General features: G+C 38.3%; 19 protein-coding genes and 1 tRNA gene. 6 read left to right on the top strand and 14 right to left on the bottom strand.

The genetic code is table 11. The features are described 5' to 3' along the window. Nucleotides 1-8: 8 nt before the first annotated feature. The 8 genes from WA249_RS16995 to WA249_RS16960 all read right to left on the bottom strand — a co-directional run bounded on the left by WA249_RS16995 (nt 9) and on the right by WA249_RS16960 (nt 9,428). Nucleotides 9-1,484: an efflux RND transporter periplasmic adaptor subunit gene (locus tag WA249_RS16995; RefSeq protein WP_001041870.1), complete on the bottom strand. Its 1,476-nt coding sequence runs from the start codon at nt 1,482-1,484 to the stop codon at nt 9-11. Nucleotides 1,485-1,494: 10 nt separating this feature from the next. Then, nucleotides 1,495-2,694 carry a TolC family protein gene (locus WA249_RS16990; protein WP_000039774.1) on the bottom strand — a complete coding sequence of 400 codons (1,200 nt, stop codon included), beginning with the start codon at nt 2,692-2,694 and terminating at the stop codon, nt 1,495-1,497. A gap of 48 nt (nt 2,695-2,742) precedes the next feature. Next, on the bottom strand, nt 2,743-3,198 hold the full coding sequence (locus WA249_RS16985) for a hypothetical protein (protein WP_002086797.1): 456 nt from the start codon (nt 3,196-3,198) through the stop codon (nt 2,743-2,745). A gap of 156 nt (nt 3,199-3,354) precedes the next feature. Beyond that, entirely contained in the window at nt 3,355-4,251 is an 897-nt protein-coding gene (locus tag WA249_RS16980; RefSeq protein ID WP_000589670.1) for a recombination directionality factor, read from the bottom strand. Nucleotides 4,252-4,463: 212 nt separating this feature from the next. Then, the gene (locus WA249_RS16975) at nt 4,464-5,507 is read right to left on the bottom strand and encodes a YqaJ viral recombinase family nuclease (protein ID WP_001090272.1); all 1,044 of its coding nucleotides are present in this window, start codon (nt 5,505-5,507) and stop codon (nt 4,464-4,466) included. A gap of 168 nt (nt 5,508-5,675) precedes the next feature. Next, on the bottom strand, nt 5,676-6,719 hold the full coding sequence (locus WA249_RS16970) for a DUF932 domain-containing protein (protein WP_000951122.1): 1,044 nt from the start codon (nt 6,717-6,719) through the stop codon (nt 5,676-5,678). 58 nt (nt 6,720-6,777) lie between these two features. Beyond that, on the bottom strand, nt 6,778-7,065 hold the full coding sequence (locus WA249_RS16965; RefSeq protein ID WP_000058781.1) for a hypothetical protein: 288 nt from the start codon (nt 7,063-7,065) through the stop codon (nt 6,778-6,780). A gap of 215 nt (nt 7,066-7,280) precedes the next feature. Further along, complete coding sequence (locus tag WA249_RS16960; protein WP_001009680.1) at nt 7,281-9,428, bottom strand: glycine zipper family protein; 2,148 nt, start codon at nt 9,426-9,428, stop codon at nt 7,281-7,283. A 604-nt stretch (nt 9,429-10,032) separates the two neighbouring features. Between WA249_RS16960 and WA249_RS16955 the strand changes: the two genes are divergently transcribed. Genes WA249_RS16955 through WA249_RS16940 form a run of 4 tightly spaced genes read left to right on the top strand, consistent with a single transcriptional unit; the run spans nt 10,033 to nt 11,313 of the window. Next, the gene (locus tag WA249_RS16955; RefSeq protein WP_000701730.1) at nt 10,033-10,287 is read left to right on the top strand and encodes a hypothetical protein; all 255 of its coding nucleotides are present in this window, start codon (nt 10,033-10,035) and stop codon (nt 10,285-10,287) included. A gap of 2 nt (nt 10,288-10,289) precedes the next feature. Continuing rightward, nucleotides 10,290-10,430 carry a hypothetical protein gene (locus WA249_RS16950; protein ID WP_001259410.1) on the top strand — a complete coding sequence of 47 codons (141 nt, stop codon included), beginning with the start codon at nt 10,290-10,292 and terminating at the stop codon, nt 10,428-10,430. Continuing rightward, entirely contained in the window at nt 10,420-10,647 is a 228-nt protein-coding gene (locus WA249_RS16945; RefSeq protein ID WP_001087629.1) for a hypothetical protein, read from the top strand. Before WA249_RS16950 ends, WA249_RS16945 begins: the two co-directional genes overlap by 11 nt. A gap of 12 nt (nt 10,648-10,659) precedes the next feature. Continuing rightward, nucleotides 10,660-11,313 carry a hypothetical protein gene (locus tag WA249_RS16940; protein ID WP_000838342.1) on the top strand — a complete coding sequence of 218 codons (654 nt, stop codon included), beginning with the start codon at nt 10,660-10,662 and terminating at the stop codon, nt 11,311-11,313. Nucleotides 11,314-11,370: 57 nt separating this feature from the next. Here WA249_RS16940 and WA249_RS16935 read toward each other — a convergent pair whose 3' ends face one another. Continuing rightward, nucleotides 11,371-12,099: a YagK/YfjJ domain-containing protein gene (locus WA249_RS16935; protein ID WP_002041114.1), complete on the bottom strand. Its 729-nt coding sequence runs from the start codon at nt 12,097-12,099 to the stop codon at nt 11,371-11,373. Nucleotides 12,100-12,695: 596 nt separating this feature from the next. Continuing rightward, on the bottom strand, nt 12,696-14,423 hold the full coding sequence (locus WA249_RS16930; RefSeq protein WP_000344079.1) for a hypothetical protein: 1,728 nt from the start codon (nt 14,421-14,423) through the stop codon (nt 12,696-12,698). A gap of 184 nt (nt 14,424-14,607) precedes the next feature. Here WA249_RS16930 and WA249_RS16925 point away from each other — a divergent pair, with 184 nt between their 5' ends. Then, a complete protein-coding gene (locus WA249_RS16925) occupies nt 14,608-15,345 on the top strand; it encodes a hypothetical protein (RefSeq protein WP_000101621.1) in 738 nt (245 codons plus the stop codon). Between the two features lie 31 nt (nt 15,346-15,376). On the opposite strand, the gene WA249_RS16920 is transcribed toward WA249_RS16925, so the two are convergent. Continuing rightward, nucleotides 15,377-16,297, bottom strand: a complete 921-nt coding sequence (locus WA249_RS16920) for a hypothetical protein (protein WP_000022452.1) — start codon at nt 16,295-16,297, stop codon at nt 15,377-15,379. A gap of 177 nt (nt 16,298-16,474) precedes the next feature. Here WA249_RS16920 and WA249_RS16915 point away from each other — a divergent pair, with 177 nt between their 5' ends. Then, nucleotides 16,475-16,741, top strand: a complete 267-nt coding sequence (locus tag WA249_RS16915; protein ID WP_000572501.1) for a helix-turn-helix transcriptional regulator — start codon at nt 16,475-16,477, stop codon at nt 16,739-16,741. Nucleotides 16,742-16,796: 55 nt separating this feature from the next. Here the strand turns inward: WA249_RS16915 and WA249_RS16910 are convergent, their stop codons facing one another. From WA249_RS16910 to WA249_RS16900, 3 genes are all read right to left on the bottom strand, one after another. Beyond that, nucleotides 16,797-18,011 (bottom strand): tyrosine-type recombinase/integrase, encoded by a 1,215-nt coding sequence (locus WA249_RS16910; protein WP_000235462.1) that lies wholly within the window; start codon nt 18,009-18,011, stop codon nt 16,797-16,799. A 168-nt stretch (nt 18,012-18,179) separates the two neighbouring features. Next, a tRNA-Ser gene (locus WA249_RS16905) sits at nt 18,180-18,269 on the bottom strand. Between the two features lie 86 nt (nt 18,270-18,355). Then, nucleotides 18,356-20,386 (bottom strand): NADPH-dependent 2,4-dienoyl-CoA reductase, encoded by a 2,031-nt coding sequence (locus WA249_RS16900; RefSeq protein WP_336170456.1) that lies wholly within the window; start codon nt 20,384-20,386, stop codon nt 18,356-18,358. Between the last annotated feature and the right edge of the window lie 199 nt (nt 20,387-20,585).

Below are 20,585 nucleotides of genomic sequence, written 5' to 3'. Positions count from 1 at the left end.
TACTCCCCTTAGTGGTCATGAGTAGCGCCAGATTTCCCTAGCTCTGCTTTTAAAAGATATGAATTTCCAGCGGCATAAACCTGTCCTACGCGTAATCCAGATTTAACTTCCACATACCCATTGTACTTTTCACCAAGCTCCAGAGGCCTAGCTTCAAAATCATTGCCAACACGAATGAATACAACATCCCAATCACGGAAGCTCTGTAGAGCATCTTCACGCACAACCATCGGCTTCAAACTTTGATTTTCAAAAATTTGGGCCGTGATTAACTGTCCTGAGCGCCACTTAAACTGGTTTGGTACTTCAATAAAGACCTGTGCTGTACGTGTCTTTGGATCAATGACATCACTGATATATTTAATTCGTCCTAAAGCTTCTTCTGTATCCACAGGGCTTTGAGGTTTAACTTTAACCTTATTGTTAGGATTTATAGCATTTAGCCTGTCAGCGGGAACATTAACAACTGCTAAAAGTTGAGAAGTATTTGCGATTTTAAAAATAGGTGTTGAAGAACTTACATTTGATCCAACAGCACCAAGGACTTCTAATATTGTTCCAGACATTGCAGCACGAACTTCAACAGTACCATTACTAGAACCACCATAAGAGTTGATTAAGTTATTCAACTCATTTGCACGAGTTTGTGCTGCGTCAAAGTCTCGTTTTGCTGAAATATAATCAATTTCAGGTGATACACGCTTTTGCCATAGCGCTCGTTCCTGTTCCATTTTTTGACGAGCAAACTGTAGGCTGTCCAAAGCAACTTTACGATCGGCATTCAAACGAATTACATCTTGGCTTTGAACTACAGCAAGTAAGTCTCCCTGACTCACCTTATCACCTAGATTACGGTAAGTTTTGATCAATGTCCCACTGGCTTTAGGCGTAATAAAGCTTTCAAAATTATCAGGAAACTTCAGTTCGCCTTTTAACTCCAAAGCATTTTCAAACATCTTTGATTCAACTTTTAAAAGCTCTAATCCACTGCTCTTAATACTACTGTCCAACATGGTGACACGGCCTTCCTTCGTATCCCATTTCCAAGTATGCTTTTTCCCTTGATAATCAACGTTTATCATCATTAAAAAGGAATGTGGCTCGTAAACAATTTCATTCCCAATTAAGTAATCACTCTCAGGTTGAAATTGAATATTTTGCTCGGCATCCAAACGTTTGATGTAGATATTTGCTGTTAAGTCTTCAGGTTTAAGTAGTTTATCTTTCAAATACCCATAAACACGGAGGTGTGGTTCCACTCCTTCCTCAAATATCTTGACCTCAGCAGAGAAATCTCCATCTCGATATAAACGACCACCGTGAGGCCCTTTCTCATCTCCAGCCACAGCTACTTTTTCTTCGGCGACCTCACCATGTGCGCTCGCTTGTGTTTTATTGCCCGATTTATACCAAGCAATTGCACATAAGACGATAAGTAAGGCAACGACACCAGTTGCAATCAATGTATTGGTTTGTTTATTCATATTCTTGCCCTTATTCTTGATCTAAATGAGTAATGTAGTTACGTTCGACATCTGCAATTTCAGTTTGCAAAGCCAACCACATATCGAATCGAGCAAGATGTTTGTCTAACCAAATTTGCTTAATATTATTGAATTCAAGTAAAGAGTTTTTCCCTGCTTGGTATCCCATTTCAGCAATTCGGAGACTCTCATTTGTTGCGGGCAAAACCGTTTGATCATATTGCTTAATCGCATCAATCAAGTTGGAAACCTCAATAGCCTTGTTTTCCAATTCAATTTTAGAATTACGATTCACAAGCACCGACTGTGTTTCTGCTTTCGTATGCTCTGCTTGAGCGATCGCAATATTGCCTTTATTTCGACTAAAAATATTGAGGGGTATTGATGTCGAAACCTGAAAGACTTTGTCATTGGTTTCTTGGTAGTTTCTAACCCCTACTCCCAAAGTAATATCTGGTATTGCTTCTTTACGAGCCAACTCAAACTGAGCTTTTTTCAGCTTTGAACTTAAAGTTGCTTCTTGCTCAGACAAACTTATTTTGTCTGTGAAATTAAAGCTTAGCGGAACCTCCAATGCACTACTGGGCAGGTTGGAAGTGAACTTAGAACATAGATTTTTCTGGAACTGAATCTTCTTCACTTCATTTTGATGGCGCAATTTCGACTCAGATGAAAGTGCTATGCTTAGTTGAGCATCGGAAGGAATTACTCGCCCGTACTTAAGACGTTCGGAAAGAACGTTAGCTTGTCTGGCATTCAATTTACTCTCAGAAGAATAAATTTCAGCACGCTGAGTAGCTACATACCAGTTCGCCATACAGATTCTTAAATCTGCTTTGAGTTCAGCCTGACGCTTTGCTATTTCGAACTGATTACGATCACCTTGAAAACTCGCAATCTGTTTTCTCAAGGAAAGTTTATTACTGAGGGGGATCTCTTGTGATAGCCCCAGCAAGGTTGTTGGGCCATCCAAATCTTTCAATTTTGAATTACCGAGATTATCCAACTCCATATTGAAAGTCGGATTAATTAATCTGCCAGCAAACTTTTGATTGATTTCATAAGCTTGCTCGGACTGCTGTAAGCTATTGAGTACAGCATCATTTGCGATTACCTGCTTTTGTAGTTCTGCATAATTCGTTTCTGCGAATACATTTGCTGCTGTTGCTACAAATCCACAGGTAAGAAATATCTGATATTTTTTAGACATGACTTTACCTATACAAAAAAATTAAAAACTATTTTTTGTATAGAAAGATCAATTACGTAGGACGATTAAATCTTTAGAGAAAGTATAAGAATTACTAAATACTAGAGGGGATCGCCGCTTTAAAAAGACTCGATAAACGGGCTTTTCAAAAAGCTGGAAAAAGAATAAAACTAGTGGAAGTGCGAAACTAAGAATAAAGATTGGATCTATGCTGAAATCACTATCAGAAGAAATTGGCTTTACTGAATGATGATAGATCGGCTCATCAAAATTCTTCCACGTATGTGCTTCTGCATCATGATCAGCAGAACTTTTTAGAGAATCATCTGAGTGCTGTAAAGACCAATGACTAGAAGCATCATCCTCTACAATGATACTCAACTCATGCTGATGTTCAATATTTTCAAGTAGAACAGGCGCCCACGCATGAACTCCCGTAATTGTTATGGTAAACAAAAACAGGACAAATGCGAGTATAAGCTTAGAAAACCTACTTGAACGCATAGTCATGAACATACTTCTGATTTGCTACCAAAATACTAAAAAGCGTTATTAAAGTAAATCCATCTCTCAAAAATTCTAGGAGTGAGTATTTTCTTATCTACAGTCCAAAATCTGCAAAAAAAAGAGTACAAGTACTCTTTTCTAACTAGGTCCATTTCAATTGAGAGCCTGCACAGAATGCTGCAACCCTTTCTGAATGTCTTGAACATGAGTTAAATCACTAAGCTGCTGACCCTGCTCTGGTTTTGGTTCATTGATATAAAACTCCTCAACAATATCCAGTCCCTCCTCACCTCCTACCTCAAATCTGGCATTACCATAACCTAGCCTTGCCACATGATCTAAAGCCTCCTGATAAAACCCTGCTGTCTTGCTTTGTCCATCGATCTGTTTGGCTGAAGTAATGGCTTCTTGTAGATTGATTCCATCACGTAAGGTTAAGTCCACGTAATAAATTGGGGTACGGTAACTTTGCGTTGTGCTTTTTCCTCGTAAGGTCAGTTGCAATGGCAAACATGAAAGTAAATCACCTGAAGCCGCATGGTAATAACGAAGCCGTGCAGCTAAGGTACGAATGCTATTGAAACCTGTAGTCCTAAAAATGAATGTACCCAACTCATCCGACTCATCTAGATTGACGTAAAGCCGCCCATAAGGCTTGCAGTGTCCACCTTGGGCCAAGGGGCATAAATCAGGTGATGGACATGGATGCTGTTCAACCCCGTTTTGTCCAAGTCGCTGACAGGTTTCACCATTACCAGTACAGATGGGCCGACCAGTTTGTCGGTCGAATAGAGTGTACTCAGCTCGCAAGTTGAGTTCAGGATCATTAAAAATCATCCGGACAGGAATGGTTCTGAGTTTCTGGTTTTGTGCCTTGGCTCTTAGCTGCTCATCCAGTGGGTGTTTCACCCAGCCATCCTTATTCTGAATTTGGCTAGTAATCGTAAATTGATCATCTTTTTCAGGCAGACGTTTACCATTCTTTTCGACCACTTTACCGATACTAATTCTGCCGAGTATTGGCGGTGTAATCGCTAAACCTTTGATCATGTTGTTTGTCCTATAAGTAAAATTTTACTGATTACCCCTTGCTATGTAAGTAAACAGAAATATGAAAAGCTACGACTTCGCAAAAACCGCCATTGTTGGTCTACCGCTCCTTCGGGAGTCGGTAGATCGGGGGTGGTTTTTTTGCGCTTTTGGGAAGAATGGATATTTCATGCATATATAGTTAGCGATATAGATGCATGGTTTTGATCGGGTCAGTCATCATTGCTATAGATTTGAAAACGTCGTGTCCCCACCTTGTTTTGTGGAAACTCATTGATTAGTTCAGGATGCATTTTCAATACAGCCTTATTATCTAAAGCAATGGAGTCTTTAGATCGTTTCCACGTCACTGAACCATTGGCAAAAGTTGCTCGTTCAGCATCTTTCATTAACATCTGAATTTGATGCTTAGTTTCATCAAAGCTGTTTTGGTGTTTTTCAATATGATGCTTTTCTTGAATCAGTTGAGCAAACAACTGATTGGCTTGTTCATTTTGACTGAGATCTTCGACACTGAGTGGAATATGTTGAGGATAGAGTTGCTGAATGGCTTTAGCTGCCGATTCACTGGCATCGACTGAAGGTGGCGTGTCATTTTCCACACACTCCCAAAAGTATCGCTCTGCATTCACAATATGTTGAATGACTGATTCACTGCGTGCCACTTTATAGATACGAGTTTCATGACCACAGATCAGCACACAAATATGCGCTGCCTTTTTGCCTGTTACAGCGAGTTGATGTTGCACCTGACACAATACGTATAAAGGCACACCATCTCGCCATAACTTTGCTCCATATTCCCCTGCGGTTTTGCATTCTAAAATCTGTACTTCCTCACTACCTACCACCGAGTAATCTAAGTTAGCCAGCATAAAATGCTTATCCTCATCAGGATGTTGTAGTACGGCATTGATACGACGAACTTTGTTGTTGGTATGCATGCTGTAGTATTCAGCGACCAAAGGTTCAAGTTGTTTACCCCAATATAAAGGGGCATGACCTGTGCTTTCATCTTCAATGGATTGTTTAACTCGACCTGTCTTGATCATCCACAGTTCTAGCATCGACATATAGGGATTAAGTCCACAGGCTGCGGCACAGTCACTACTGCCAATACCTTGGCGTCTGACTTCAAGCCATTCTGCTTGAGTCATATTCTTTGTATTGACCAAGCGTTTGGCTGTGAATAATTTTGGGGCAATAAATGGGGTACTTGCCTGTTGCATAGATGGATTTAAAATTGCGGTATTCATATTGAAGTCCTGATTATTTTGCTATGTAAAATGATGGGGATCACAAAAAATGGGCATAAAAAAACCACAGCCGAAGCTATGGTTTTAATAATTTTTAAAATTCGAAATTCCATTTAAAAATGCTTAGTTAGGTCTAACTTTCCATGATTGAAAAATGTATATTCCGCACTATGCAAGCATGTTAAGTGCCTGTTCCAATCCTCGTTGTTTGATCGATGCGCCAGCACCAAACCAAGCTGAATCAAGCCGGTGATCGGTACTCATGGCACGACGTTCGTGGTCTATAAATTCTGTGATTGAACACAGTAATCCATAGGCTGTTCCTTTGGCTGAACTTAGCTCCGCACCTCGTCCTTGACCATTAAACATTTCCATAGCTCGACTCATCGATTTGGCATTTGGTTCAGCTTTGTCCTTGCCATTGGCTTGGGCTTGTAAGGCTACATCACGGTAGAACTGGATGATGTTGTCCTCCTGATCCACCACGTTGTTCATTGTGCTGTTATTGAACACGGCATCAAAGTAAGCGGATGCTTCCATCTGACTCACTTTACGTTGTGTCAGTTGCTTCATTTCATACATGTGTTCATCCCATGCACGTACTGAAATACCGAGTTGCTGTTTGACCTTATCAGCATCAAATTTAGTACTGTGTGGAACTTTGACCACACCTGCACTGCTGTTCTGTCCTTTTAAGGCAATCGCTAAAGTATTGTTGCACACTACTCGGATCGAGGTAAATTGTGCGGTGGTGGCAAGGGTTCCGTCACATGCTGTTGCCAAGAGCATATAGCCATTACTGACATCTTTGCCCTTCAACATGGATGTTTGCCCTGTACGTGCTAGTGCCCAGAATTTCTTGCCACCTTTGAGTACACCTGCGGTTTCAAGTTCAAAACCTGATTGCTCGGTGAGGTCACGATAGAATTCTAAAATCTCTCTCGGTTGCACTTCCTGAAAGCGTTGACTGACGACTGACAGTGGAGCATGGGTATCAGAGCGATATAAAACTCGTTGTTCTTCATAAGGCATGATGATGCTTTGCCCACGGTCATTCTGCGCCATATAACTGACATTAGAAGATTCAATCCGCCAATCCATACCTGCCTGCTGTGCCCAGACTTCAATCGGTTGGTTTTGTGTCAGTTGATTCCCTAGTCCGTGCCAAGGGGTTTCTCCGACATACGCCATTTGTTCAAGTTGATGTGCCATAGTTTTATTCCTTTTAATTTGAAAATGAAATTTGAATTTGTGTGGTTACTAACGATCTTTAATGCAAAAGGTGCGCTGGAAACTTTTGGTAGCAGTTGTGGCAGAAGCATAAATTCTGCTGTGGTGGTGTGCTTTGTTCGGTAAATGAATTCAACACACTGCCGAGTACCGTTCCTGCTATTCCACCGACAATCGGTGGCAGATTGAAAGACTTTGCGACCGTGGTTCCCAATGCACCCAATGTGGTCGGTGTGACCAAATTGGTTAAGGTCGTATTTGATTGTTGTGTACTTGCTTCAACCAATATCACATTCGTTGAATGGCAAAAGGGACAGCTCAAGCTCATAGCTCGACTCCTTAAATTTTGTGCATAAAAAAAGCCTGCTCGATGGCAGACTTTGTTTTCATATTTTCATGAAGAACTCAAAAGAGTTTCATGATTCTCATTAGGATATTATGTGTCTGAAATTATTTGGAATAACTTTTAATTTACTAATTCAATTAGTAAATAATCTCTCCAATTTTTTATTTCAAATACAACTATCAATATTATTCCAACACTCAAGCAGGTTTAAGCTGATGAGTACGATTAGGCTGTGCTGAATCAGGTTTGGCAAGTTCCCTATAAATCTCTAATTGACGATTAATTTCATTAATTTTTGGCTGTAGATCAACTGATATAAAATTACTTGACTCATCAATAGCCACCCAACCAGCTTGAACCTTTTCCATTTCATTACCTTTTTGCAACTTATGTAATATCCATTGGTTCAGATGATAGGCACGCATATAAGCTTCATGTTGATAGATCAATAAAGTACTAAAAGTAATAATACGATCAGCATTATTCAACATATGAGTTTCAAAACTTTGTAGCTGTTTGAATAGCACATTTGTTCGATGAACCAATAAATTTTCATTGAACCACGCTGCGAATTCAATGAGTAATTTCACTACGATATCTCTCTGATTACACAAGGCTTCTCGATTCATACTATTTGCACCTGTAGAACCAGCAACCCCTCCCATATATGCACCAATACCACTCGCAACAATGACTCCAACACCACCTGTAGCAAGACCTGCTAATGCGCCGAGTAGCATTGACCCTGTCATTGCACCTCCAGCAATTGCAGCAGTTTCTTTGCCAACATTTTTTAAGTATTGCTCGCCATCCACTTTACCTGAATTAAAATCACCATAATTACGATATGCCGCTAAACCAATCGTTAATAGTGGGATTGGTAGCATATCTCCTACATCCGCAAAATCTGAAACTTGCTCTAGTCCTACACCAGTAGTTTCCTGAACAGCTTCATAGCTTAAAGTGGTATCCACTAACACCATCGGATGATTACCTAGCTGCTCTGCAAGTTCACTGTTCACAATCACTGGAATATCTGGATACTTATCAAAATGACTTAATACATAATCAGCATCCATTGAGCACTTAACTTGCATCGGTGTGCCATCAACAATCAAATCATAACCAGCTTGGTTTGCGCTATCGGGAAATTCAACTGTATGTCCTTGTTGTTGTAAATTCAGTGCAACCTGTTGTTCAGCAACATAACCAGTTAAACGAGTCACTGCTCCTGCACTATCTAGTGTATTCGCTGAAATGTCTTGTAAAGTATTTAAGTTTTCAGGATTTCCTTTTGATGCAAAGCTCAATGCATCTAATACAGATGGATCAATATGTGCATAATCCCAAATTAATCCTAAAGAATATGCGGATGCCGTTAAGCCCACACCCACCTTTAGCCCTTGATCAGATAATATTTTTTCTAGCTCTTTTTGTGCTTTTTGATTTTGGTTAAGACACTCAACAATTTTTTTATTTTTCAAAAGTTTTGGTGCACTCGCAATAATTCCTTCACTATATGGAATCTGCGAATCACGCCCTCCAAAAAATGTACCAACTCCCTTACTAAAACTATTTAGCCCACGTCCCATGTCAGCTAAGAAATTCGTATCTTCAGGACGAGTTGCAATAACGTCTTCTGGTAAAAGGGCTGTTATAGCACGATTGAGTAGATTCCCTTGTAATGCTCTATCTTTCGCATCGTCTATAGAGCAAAGTAAATATACAGCATATTGCAAATCACCAAACTCTCCTTTTTCCTGATTATAGATAACATTCTTCCGCATTATTAAACATTCAAGATAATCAAAATATAATGTTTCTTGATAAGAACAATGCTCAAAATAGTACTCAAACTTTTCTATAGCGCTAGTATAGATTTGACTACGTTTGTACACTATCGCCTGTGCTTTAATGACAGCATTGCTAGGCTCACGCTCAAATAAAATTTTTAAGATCTCTCGACTAATCTGTAAATGTTCACTTTTTTCAATCTTCGATAAATACCGACTGACTAATTCAGAAATATTCATCGACGCTTGATGCTTGAGTTTGAATAAAATACATTGCTCTAACCAAGCATAATTTTTTGCATGCCCCTGATAGTGAGGGATAAATACTGTTTCAATCAATTCAACCAATTCTAAAGCAACGCCAATTTCCTCAGATGAATTGATAGAAAATTCCCATTTTTGTGGAATAGTCACACTAAATAAGCGAGAGAAAAACCCCGAATTAAGATCAGCTTTTTCTTGAGTAACTAACATCAACATATCTTCTGGAGTAAGTGTATGTTTTTGAGTTTTAATTCTATCTAGTCGTACTTTAAGTAATTTAAAATTCATATATCCCCCTAATTTTTTGAATTTTCAGATAATTTACTATTTTAGACACCAGAATTATATTACTTAAAATTGAAAAAGTACTAGTGTATTAAAAATAATAAAATTATTGATTTATTTATATATTTTCATAACCTCGATTGACTAAACTCACCCTTAATTTTATCATTCGACTGCTGACCTACATCGTCAGTCGGTTTTGACAGACCGTTTACAAAAGGCGCACAACAACGCTGTGATGGTTTTGTGCGTTCTCTTAAGTCACGCCTTTACGGTGAGACTGGGAGGGGCACGCTTGCGTGCGCTGATTTCCTTTTGTATCAGTCTGTCAACCCGCCCAGTCTTGCCACCATTATTTGACAGTAATTTGGTAAGACTCTCTTTCATACAAAAGGAGTAGTCACCATGACTCAGCACTTTCTATCTATATTATTTTCCCTAAAACGATTTTCTATTCCTCTGTTGCAATAGCAACTTTCAAAATTTTTTGCTTATTTGACTGATCTAAACGCTATCTAGCCTTGGAAAGCTTTTTCAGATCTACACTTTAGTCAATTCAGCAAAATATATTACACATCAAATAACACAATAAAAATTAGGGGAAATGATGAAAATTCAAACTTCACTCATTGTTGTCTCAGTTGCACTTCTAGCATCAGGCTGTGCCAGCAAAACCGAACGCCAGTTTATCAGTGGTTGTAAAACAGGCGGCATTAATGACAGCACTTGTTCATGCATCTACGACAAACTTGAAAAGAAATATGGTGAGGGTGGACTGAAAGAAAATATCTACACCTTACAACAAACTGAATCCTTCCAGATGGATATGGTCAATGTGTCCTATCAGTGTATGAAGGAGTAGCCATGAGAACACTTGCAGGCATTATCTGCGTCATCGCTGTGATTTGTGTACTGGGTCTACCCTTCATTAGCTTCATGATCGTGATGGGAATTTTTATTGCATTGGCAAAATTTGCAACTGGGGGGGAAGTAAATGAATTCTAATCTTAAAGCTGGACTGATCAGCACTTATCTGGTCATTGGATTCTTTTTTGCCATCTATCAACATTTCTGGGGGCAGTATAACTATAAGCCATTTACCTACAATTTAGGGCAAGGCTTAGTGTGGCCTGCGGTGATGTTTCCTGTAATCGGTAAAATTGTTGGTGGAATTTTGATTCTACTATTCGTCTGGTTTGTTGTTATTCGTCCTAAATTATAAGGGAGTGCAATCATGAAATCATTATTTTCCACCATTGCCTTGTGTTCCCTGTTAATGGCATGTAGCCAGAACAATCAACCACCAAAAACTGATACTTCAGGTGAGCCTACCAATAATGCTGCTCAGCATACTCAATCAATCTATGCTCCTTATACCGAGGAAGCAGTTAAAGCTAAACTCAATGAAATGCAGATGATTATTGACAATGGTCATGTCTATTTACCTGCTGAGGTCAAGGAAGCGGAGTCTTATATCAGTGGATGGAATAAGTATCCTGATGTGCTGAAAGCCATGATGGAAACTGACCTTAATCCAAACAACACTCAGGAAGCTGCTGACATTCCGCTTGAGAATGAATCTGCACAAGTTAGCGATCTAAATGTTAAGGCTCGCATTAGTGCTAGAGAATCTCAATCTGCTTTTAATGTACAAGGGGCAATTGAATATATTCTTGAAATTCAATCGACCAGCAATCAGCCTTTTGTTCTACAAGGCATGAAAATTAATCGTGGTCGTTGTGGTTATTACACCGCTGACTTTCATAGCAAGATGCCTGTGCAAATGAGCTATAGCTCTACAGTATCGTACTTATTGAAATGCCGTGGTGATCAGGTGCTTGAAGCTGAATTAATCACCGATCAAGGAAATGTAAGTTTGTCTTTTTGATGTCAAACTGTACAAGATAGAGAATACATCTGATAGTCGTGTTCTCTATTTTTAATATCATAATGACTCATTTTGTTCAATATCTCTGCGCCATTTTACTTCAAACTGACCTGTACCAAAAGTCCGCATCTGTGGAGAGGTTTTAGCCCGTAAGCGCTGATCTTCTTTTTCAGGATTGACCAAGTACATCGCTGCACGAATCGCATTTGTAACTTGTATTGGTTGATCACGATGAATCATTCCAACCCCAAGCAATCCATTTTTATCAAATTTTTCCTTGTTGTCTTTGGTATTACAGTTGTAGTGAGTACCCTGTTGATTGGTGATGTGCTTCCAATACTCAGCCACCAGTTTTGCTAAACCTGAATCCTCTATACGACTATTCCCATCATAGATGAGTAATAAATGGCAGTGATAGCCTTTTTCTACACCCTGCTCTAATGCCCATACATAACCTTGTAAGTGCTTAAAACAGGTATCTTTATTTGACATACGATTACATAGAATATCCAATGCATACTTAAAGTCTTGAATACCCCAATGGATTTGATATTCTTTAAGAATAGAGATATCTACTCGAACAAACTGTAATCTAGCATAGTGTGTAAGCAGTTTATTTAGGTAGCATTCCAGTTTAAAGCGATTACGTTGTTCTTGACGCTGAAAATCGAATTGTTCTCGTATTGTATTTTTCATCTCATGTTGAATTATGCCTTGAATATGGAAGATGTGGTTTAGTTCAAATCGTAAAATATCTTCATAAAGATGGGAGTCCAATTTATCCATAATGTAATCTACGAGATTAATCACTCTTTTGAAAACATTAATGATTCTGGAATAAGTAAAATCTTCTCTGTAAATCACCTTAAAAGCACACACAGCATCCAACAGCTCTCGCTTGAATTCTTCATGATCATCAACAAATTGCTCATGGCATGTACTAACCATAAAATCTTCGATTGAGATAAGAATGGATGATTCACTTTCTAATGGATTATTCTGGTACATTTAGGTTCTCACTGAAACATAAGGTTCATATCTAAGTGAGAGATGTAAAATTTTACTGATCATGATTCTAAAGCAGGATGTTGTGGTCATCCTGCTTAGCTGAACATGCTTAGAGACTTTGGAACATACTATAGGGTTAATTTAGAATGCTTTTAGTGATTTGATATTGATACATTGTCTATAACCCATTTGAGTATGGGCTATACTTAACTAAATAACTCACTGTATTTAATCAACGATATAAGTTATTGTTTATATTATTAATAGATAATAATATATATTACCTGTTAAGCAAACCTGTCTAGACTGACCATTACACCACTGCGCCATACAGCGAGAATAACCAAATTATGGGAATATTACAGAAGCTAAACTTACGCTACTTTTTTATTCAGCAATTCAGTTCCTCCTGTATAAAACTGATCCAGCAATCCATATTTTTTCATGTCATCAACACTAGGTTCAATGAATTTCAGCAAATAGTCTTCGTTCGAATATTCCTCCTCTTTCCCACGAATTGGATGAGGGATATCGATCAGAAAAAACTCATCTTTAGTGAGTGTTGAATCGGGCACATAGATACAACTATACATTTTCTGCGACTCGACTTTTGGTATAATTTGAAAAAACTTGCCTGCTACATGACTGAGTCTTCGCGTACTTTTTAAAAATGGTAAAATCTGATTTTTGGCAATCAAATTCAAACAAAATAATAAGAATTCTAGGATGAACCGTTGCTCCTGTTTCTCTAGCTTCTGAATCTGTATTTGGATGTCCGCATCTGGATCGCTGTTTCTGATTAAGTCAGGATTTGTAATCAATTCCAAACGGTATTTTTCTTGAAAGACAAAAGGATAAATATCTTTTTCAATTGTAGTCCGATTTAAAATATCTACACCATATAACAGTGAACCTTGTAAGATATGCTGACGTAAACCCCGCTGATCAAGCAGTCTGCAACACCATGATTCAAAATAGCATTGCATCATTGTCAAATTTGAATCCAAATCATTCAACTTGATATGTTGCTTCTTTTTATTGATTAATGCTTGTTTGAACACTTTTGCAAATACTGTCAAATCTCCTTGTTCCTGATGGCATTGTTGTAATTGCAAATAATGAATTAGACATTCTTTAATGAAACTAGAAATCGTCTCCTGAACTTGTGATGAAGACTGGATACGCTCAATCATTGTTCCAGAAATAATGTTGATTTTATCTGAATCAAGCCCCTTAAGAACCAATGTCGTAAGGTGATTGAGATCGCGTGAGTTGTCAGAATCCAACGGCTGCACCTGCTCAGAAATTACCGTAAAAATATCAGCAATCATTTTTATTTCAAAATGATGTCTTTCACTCGCTTCCAATATATAAAACCGACCATACCGAGCATGATTACCCCAAAAGGTATGAGATAAATTCAACACGTAGGTTGGCGTTATATTTTTTATAAATTTGTTATTGATCGTCCCATGCACATGTACCCGAAGCAGACCTATCTTTTTCAAAAAGTAGATCGAATCAAATATTGCTTGCTTATTTAACCCTGTTTTAGCAACCAGTTGTGTTGTACCTATATTACGTATCACCCCATAAGCATCACATGAGCGAGTCAAGTTTGATAATGTCAACAATACCCTAAAATCCAGTTTTTGTTCGGGTAGTAAATCAAACTTTTTAGTGGTCACTCTGACTTGAGATAATTTGATTAAAATAAGCATTAAAAGGTCAAACTGCTTAATCGCTCTCTTAAGGCGGACATACCTATGATGGGATGTTTCATGTTGATTAACTTTACTCAATAGCAGATTTAAATAATCTAAATTCAGCTGTATTGTTCTAACTCTTGCCCGCCGACCTGTTTCTGGATATGAAAACTCCAATATCTCAAAGCCTGATAACTCCTCCAATACCAGTTTTAATTTTTTATGTTGCACACCTATCTTTTCAGACAATTCCAACAATGAATCGTTGGTTTTTTGTGTACCAAAGAGACTAATAAATTTAATCAGCACCAGTCTAGCGTAGGAACTTAATCTATGTGGTGATAACTCATTAAAATTAAAAATGAGCTGCTTATGCTCTTCTGTCATTTCATCCATACATTTTTATTCATTCAACATTGCTATTAGTAAATTTTAGAATTATTTTTAGATAGGCACAAATATTTACTATAAAATAAATTTAAAACAAATAAACATTTACTAAACGTATTTAGAAATGTTTATTCCACCTTAATTAAAATCTATAATCATATTAGAATTTCAAACATCATAGAACATCAAAATGGCAAGAAAACAACTGACATTGCAACAATGGCTTGATAAAGATCAGACATTAAAATCCTTGTTTTTAGAGCACGAATGTAACAAAGAGCAGGCACTACTGCAGATAGTTCAGCTTCCTGATGGACGATTGCAAATTCAGCCCATCGAAACCATGATCCACCCATTACTCGTAGCAGAAATAACGAATCAATGGGTACTTTTACTCAATGAAAAATATTTTTCCGATCTAAAAAATAGATTCAGAAATTTCAAATATTCCAAGAAAAATCATGCGAATGTGAGAAAGCAATTTTATCTAACCTCACATACAGCCAAAAAAATGGAGGCATTGACTGAAAAGCTCAAACTTAAAACTGAGGCAGAGTGTCTAGAATTCCTGATGAATACGTATGAGGCAAAGCAAACGCTCCCTCCACCCTATAAGCAAAAATTAAATGAAAAAGACATGATTATTGAGGAATTGAACCAACGCATCAAAGCCCTTGATAAAATGCTTTATATTAAACAGCTTCAGGTACGCAAACAGGATGAAGTCATCCAGAAGTATCTCATTAATGAATTAATCAACAGTAAAATTACCATTAATGAATTAACCAATAGCCCCCTTCAGGACGCCAGTGAAATTCAGAAATTAAAACTCCAGTTTTTAAAGGAAATACAGAAAAATATTCAGCTAGAGCAAATCAGGCACCTATCCGTTGATCAAATTGCTTCTGATACTTTTGGTAATGAATAAGCTGATGATTGTTTTTTATGAGTACTTCTTATCACTTTTGAATAAGAATATCCTGTAACAGTTCAGTACAATCCCTTAAGTGGTGAAGAATACTTTCATCATTATAAATGGTGTTATAGGGTATTTTTTTCCCCAGCAGCAAAGCAGGGTCAGTTGACTTCTGAGCAATGATTAATTCGTTTATTTCTAACTGAAGTTTGTCGATCCTGTTCTGATATTTACGATTCTGATAAACCTTTCCATGATAATTTTCATTCTGTTTATTATGGGAATTAATGAGTCGTCCCTTTTCCAATTCTTCAATCAATGCCAGCTTAGAATCTATTTCATTCTGAATCCAGACCAGATTATTTTTTTGATATTCAAGTCTAAGTATTGGCAAAATTGATTTTACCGCCTGTGATAAATTCTCCCACCGACCATTTTTATGAGCTTCATCCCTTAAAACCCGATACAGAATTTGATGCCGTGGGTATACATTCTTATCATTACGAACTTTGACTGCCCGAATACCTCTCATTCGTTTCAAAATCTTTAAATTGCGTTGGGTGCAAATATTTTCATCCAGAGCCTGATAAGCCTGTAAAATGACACTATAACGTTTTTTTTGAATTGTATTTGAAAGCGTATCAAACTCGTCTTTTAATGCATTTAGCTGTTCCAATAGTACTACTATCTGCATAGGTGAAATGACAGTATTCTCACCTAAAATCAGTTGATGAAATTCATTTATTTCTTTCAGAATTAAATCATTGAGGTGTAGTCGCTCGTTCAGCACCTTTCGCTGTATATCGCTTAACTCAGCAACGATGATTCTTTTTTCTGGCTCATCAGCTGTTTTTATATTTCCACATGCCTCATTTTGTAAAAAACTGGATTCATAATAAGTAAACAGACAATCAATGAACTCCTGTTCCAATTCATTTAAGTCTTCAAATTTTATAATAGACATATTTTTATATTCCAATATGTTAACAATGTATAATAGTAATGTTTTTTTATAATTATGCACTGTTCTTTTATCACTGTATACCACTGTCTATCATGAGCCATATGAAAGTATGCAATGTTCAATATCAATACTTTCATACTGTTAATATTTATGTGTATAAAATCCTAGAGGTGGAAAATGATAGAACAGCATTATCGTGTCAAAGACTTAGTCAACTACCCTGAACGCCCTGCCAAGGACTATGTAGATCGTGGTGGTCGCAGACGAAAGCTATCTTATAAGCCTGCAACCAAAGGGATATTGAATATTGCAGAATCCACCTTCTGGAAAATGATTCGTCGGGGTGATTTTCCTGAACCTACCTATTTAACAGCAAGTATGCCCACATGGGCTGAAAGCCAGATTATTGAATGGCTTGAACTCAAAGAGCTTAAAGCAGCATAAATTAAATAGCCTGTCGTTTGACAGGCTATTTTTTTATCATTGGATTTTCATCTTTTTACTGTTGCTGATCCAGCAATGATTCTAGGTAATTCGCCCACTCCTGCATCATCTCCCGACGATTGTTTAAAAATTTGGTTCGATTGTAGGCTGTACCATTATTATCTTTTACTTTATGTGCCAATTGATGCTCAATAAAGTCTACACGTTGTTCTAATATTTCATCCAACATGGTTCGTGCGGTTGCACGTAATCCATGTGCCGTTTGCTTCCCAGCATAGCCCAAGCGTTTTAACGCTGAGTTAATCGTATTATCAGAAATAAAAGTTTTACCATCCCGACCCACGAAAATGTATTCACTGTATGGGTGCAGATCAATAATTGAATCAATTAAGTCAAAGGCCTGATCTGACAATGGTACAATATGAAGCTGCTTGGTTTTACTAGCTGTAAATTTAAAGCATCTTTCTTCACAATAGAAATACTCCTTTTTCAGCTTGCGTATCTCCCCAGGTCGCTGAAAGGTCAACACGGAGATTTTTAACGCCACTTGTGTGATATGTGAACAACGTGGATAAAGTTTGGAGTAGTTCCAAATTTTATTGAGCATTGGAGCTAGTTCCTGCTCCTCTGTCACGGCTGCAAAGTTCCCACCCTGTGGTTTGGGCAGTTCAATATCCTCAATAGGATTGTATTGAATCAGCTTCTTTTTACGTGCTGACTTAAATATCTGGTTCAAGTCCGATTTTAGGCGTTTGGCAACTGACAATGCACCACGTTCAATAATGCGCTTAAAGACCTTAATCTCAAGAATTTCCAAGGTAAGCTGTGGAAAGGTTAAATCACCAATATAGGGATAGACATCGTGCTTTAAACGACGGATCGTCTCTTCATCCTGTTTTTGCTCTAGCTCACGTTTATATAGCCATGCTTCAGCAACAATACGAAAGGTATTTTCTGCTTCTTTCTGTTTCTGGGACTTGGTTTCAATCCGCTCCATTGCTGGATCGATGCCCTGCTTAATGAGCTTCTTATATTCATCACGAATAGTGCGAGCATCATCCAGTGAAACTTCAGGATAAGTACCTAAAGATAAATCATTACGTTTGGCTAAAAATGGACGTGTGTAATTGAATATCCAGTACTTGCTACCACTCTGATCAATACGCAGGTACAGGTTTCCCCCATCAGACAGCTTATACATCTTGTCAGGATCAGGTTTAGCTTTTTTAACTTGTAAAGCACTAAGCTTATTGATTCCACGAGTCGCCATAATTCAGACATAAAAAAATGCAGTAAGAAATAATCTTACTGCATTTTTTACTACTTTATAACTACCGATTGGCGTAGTGCGTCACGGCTTGTCATATCGTATATTTCCAACTTTAACCTTATAAATCATAAACTTATATAGTGTTAAACAGTGTCAGAAACTTGAATTTGGCGGAAGCGGTGAGATTCGAACTCACGGAGGACTCACACCCTCGTCGGTTTTCAAGACCGGTGCATTAAACCGCTCTGCCACGCTTCCATGTGCGTAAGAATACAAAGCTTATTCATTTTATTCAAGAAAAATATCATCGCTTTGTGTTCAAGTGCATATTGTTTCATCAAATATTACAATCGAGCAGCTAATTCTGCTCCTTCTTTGATCGCACGCTTCGCATCTAGCTCTGCTGCGAGCTTTGCTCCACCAATAATATGGTAGTTCGCTATAGTCGACTCACCTTCTTTTGGCATCAAGTCTTTTACCGACTCTTGACCTGCACACACTACAACAGTGTCTACGCGTAAAAGCTGGTCTTGGCCATTGTGCTCAATCCAAAGCCCTTCATCAGTGACTGCTTTATATTGCACGCCTCGTAACATACGCACGCCATGCTTTTTAAGCTGTGCACGGTGTACCCAACCTGAAGTCTTGCCAAGGCCAATACCGAGAGGTGTCGTTTTACGTTGTAGTAAATAAATCTCGCGTATTGCTGCTTCAACCACTGGTGGCTGCATACCACCTTCAGAAACATAATTCGGATCTGGGTCTACACCCCATTCACGTTGCCACTCCGCTAAAGGTTGAGGCTGTGGTTGATGTGGAGGTTTAAGTAAAAACTCAGATACATCAAAACCAATACCACCTGCACCAATCACTGCTACTTTTTGCCCAACTTCTGCACCTTTTAAAACTTGAGCATAAGAAAGAACTTGTGGTGCATTGCTTCCTTCAATTTTTAATGCACGAGGGATTACACCAGTTGCAACAATCACTTCATCAAAACCTTCGCGTTCAAGCTGCTCGCGATTTACGCGAGTATTTAAACGTACATCCACCCCTGTTTTTTCGAGCTGGACTTTAAAATAGCGAATCGTTTCGTGAAATTCTTCTTTACCCGGTACAACTTTGGCAAAGTTAAATTGTCCACCTACATCTGAAGTTGCTTCAAATAGCGTCACTGCATGACCACGGCTTGCCGCAACAGTTGCCGCGGACATACCTGCTACACCACCACCTACAACAGCAATACGTTTAGGCTGCTTGGTTTTTAAATAAACCAGTTCTGTTTCATGACCTGCACGTGGGTTCACTAAACAAGACACGCGCTTATTTTTAAAAGCATGGTCTAAACAGGCTTGGTTACAAGCAATACAGGTATTAATTTCATCAACACGGTTAGTCGCAGTTTTATTTACCCAAAATGCATCGGCCAATAAAGGGCGAGCCATTTGAACCATATCTGCTTTGCCAGTTGCCAAAATCTCTTCGGCAGTTTCAGGCATGTTAATTCGGTTTGACGCAATAATCGGAATAGAAATATGTTGTTTTACGTGGGCGGTGTAATCGACAAAAGCGGCTCGAGGCACCGACGTTACAATGGTCGGTACACGTGCTTCATGCCAACCAATGCCAGTATTTAATAAAGTCACACCTGCTTTTTCTAAAGCTTTGGCGACAGTAACCACTTCTTGCATGGTGTTACCATCATGCACAAGGTCGAGTAAAGACAAGCGGAAACAAATAATAAACTTCTCACCAACTTTGGCGCGAATCGCTTTCACAATCTCGACTGGAAAGCGCATACGGTTTTCAATTTCACCGCCCCAACGGTCAGTACGCTGGTTAACGTGGCTACTTAAAAACTGGTTAATTAAATAACCTTCCGAGCCCATAATTTCGACACCGTCATAACCTGCTTTTTTGGCAATGTCAGCGCACTGAGCGTAATCTTCTATTGTGCTGAGAATATTTTTTTCAGAAAGTTGACGCGGTTTAAATGGTGAAATTGGAGATTTAATTGCTGTTGAAGACACAACAAATGGTTGGTAACCATATCGGCCAGCGTGCAAAATCTGCATTAAGATTTTAGAACCATGTTTATGGACAGCATGGGTTACCAAACGGTGCTGAGGAACATCAAAGAGACTGTTCATGGTTCCACCCGCAGGTGCCAACCATCCCTGACGGTTCGGAGAAATACCACCTGTCACAATCAGGCCAACCCCGCCTTTTGCACGCTCTTCAAAATAAGCTGCTAGTTTTGGGTAGTTAAAAAAACGGTCTTCAAGCCCCGTATGCATGGATCCCATCACCACACGGTTTTTAATGGTGGTGAAGCCTAAATGTAATGGTTTTAATAAATTGGCGTAACTTGTCATGCTGCGTCCCAATAGTTTTTTGCAACTTGTTGCATAGTACTTTAATACTTTTTTGATAATTTTGGATGACCCAGAATTATTTTTTATTCGAGATTATGGTCAATCTATATATAAAGAAGACAATCCCATATTTTCTTCAAATAATAAATACCAATCAGAACAAGTGAATTAATGATTTTTTTGCCAAAAAAAGCACCAT

The organism is Acinetobacter sp. 161(2023) (genome assembly GCF_037027805.1).
Classification (GTDB): Bacteria; Pseudomonadota; Gammaproteobacteria; order Pseudomonadales; family Moraxellaceae; genus Acinetobacter.
This window is presented reverse-complemented; position numbering and strand designations above follow the sequence as displayed.